The 1,773-nt window shown below is 70.4% G+C and carries 2 protein-coding genes; both read right to left on the reverse strand.

The window, feature by feature from the left end; all coding sequences use genetic code 11:
- Positions 1-201: 201 nt before the first annotated feature.
- The gene (locus HZS56_RS37685; RefSeq protein WP_216725306.1) at positions 202-393 is read right to left on the reverse strand and encodes an acyl-CoA carboxylase epsilon subunit; all 192 of its coding nucleotides are present in this window, start codon (positions 391-393) and stop codon (positions 202-204) included.
- A gap of 14 nt (positions 394-407) precedes the next feature.
- Positions 408-1,773: acyl-CoA carboxylase subunit beta (locus HZS56_RS37690; RefSeq protein WP_216725307.1), on the reverse strand; the 1,366-nt coding region annotated here is incomplete at its 5' end.

Here is a 1,773-nt window from a genome sequence, read left to right on the forward strand (position 1 = left end):
CGCGGTTGCGCTAGCCGCGCCGGGTTGAGTGACGCCCCCTGCGGCCCTGTCGGGCTGCCGGGGGCGCTTTCGTTGCCGGGTGCGGGTGCGGGTGCGTGCGGGTGCGGCGTGGCTGGTCGCGCGCACGTACTGGTTTGTGCACACGTGGAGGACCCCCCTTCCCGGGCGGGAAGGGGGGTCCTCCACGGGTGCGCGTGGGGGTCAGCGCCAGCTGTGGGGGGCGCGGAAGCCGGGTTCGCGTTCCAGGCGGCGCCAGCCGGCGCGGCCGCCGCCGTGGGCGGGGGTGGTTGCGGTGGGGCGGGCTGCGGCGCGGGCGAGGAGGAGGGCCGTGAGGGCGGCGACTTCCTCGGGCTCGGCGTGGCCCTTCTCGACGCGGATGTCGTAGGTGGACACGGTGGCTCCTGGGGTCACTGCGGCGGGTTGCCGTGTTTGCGGGAGGGCAGGTCGGCGTGTTTGGTGCGGAGCATCGCGAGGGAGGTGATGAGGACCTCGCGGGTCTCGGCGGGGTCGATGACGTCGTCGACCAGGCCGCGTTCGGCCGCGTAGTAGGGGTGCATCAGCTCGGCCTTGTACTCCTTGACCATGCGGGCCCGCATGGCCTCGGGGTCCTGGGCCTCCGCGATCTGCCGGCGGAAGATCACGTTCGCGGCGCCTTCCGCACCCATCACCGCGATCTCGTTGGTGGGCCAGGCGTAGGTGAGGTCGGCACCGATGGACTGGCTGTCCATGACGATGTAAGCACCTCCGTACGCCTTGCGCAGGATGAGGGAGATCCGCGGCACCGTCGCGTTGCAGTACGCGTACAGGAGCTTCGCCCCGTGCCGGATGATCCCCCCGTGCTCCTGGTCCACCCCCGGCAGGAAACCGGGCACGTCGAGGAGCGTGAGGATCGGGATGTTGAACGCGTCGCACATCTGCACGAAACGCGCGGCCTTCTCCGAGGCCTCGATGTCCAGCACCCCCGCCAGCGCCTGCGGCTGGTTGGCGACGATACCCACGACCTGCCCGTCCAGCCGGGCCAGCGCACAGATGATGTTGCGCGCCCACCGCTCGTGGACCTCCAGGTACTCGCCCTCGTCGACGATCTCCTCGATCACCCGGGCCATGTCGTAGGGCCGGTTCCCGTCCGCCGGCACCAGGTCCAGCAGCACGTCCGAGCGCCGCTCCGCCGGGTCCGACGCCTCGGCGGACGGCGGGTTCTCCCGGTTGTTCTGCGGCAGCAGCGACAGCAGATACCGGACCTCCGCCAGGCACGTCTCCTCGTCGTCGTAGGCGAAGTGACACACCCCCGACGTCTCGGCGTGCACATCGGCACCGCCCAGCCCGTTCTGCGTGATCTCCTCGCCGGTGACCGCCTTGACCACGTCCGGCCCCGTGATGAACATCTGCGAGGTGTCCCGCACCATGAACACGAAGTCCGTGAGGGCGGGACTGTAGGCCGCACCGCCCGCACACGGGCCCAGCATCACACTGATCTGCGGGATGACACCCGACGCCCTCGTGTTCCGCTGGAAGATACCCCCGTACCCCGCCAGCGCCGAGACACCCTCCTGGATCCGCGCGCCCGCACCGTCGTTGAGGGACACCAGCGGAGCACCGGCCGCGATGGCCATGTCCATGACCTTGTGGATCTTCGTCGCGTGCGCCTCCCCCAACGCACCCCCGAAAATCCGGAAGTCGTGGGCGTAGACGAAGACCGTACGGCCCTCCACCGTCCCCCACCCCGTGACCACACCGTCCGTGTACGGCCTCTTCGCCTCCAGACCGAACCCC

The sequence above is a fragment of the Streptomyces mayonensis genome (assembly GCF_018982965.1).
GTDB classification, from domain to species: Bacteria; Actinomycetota; Actinomycetes; order Streptomycetales; family Streptomycetaceae; genus Streptomyces; species Streptomyces mayonensis.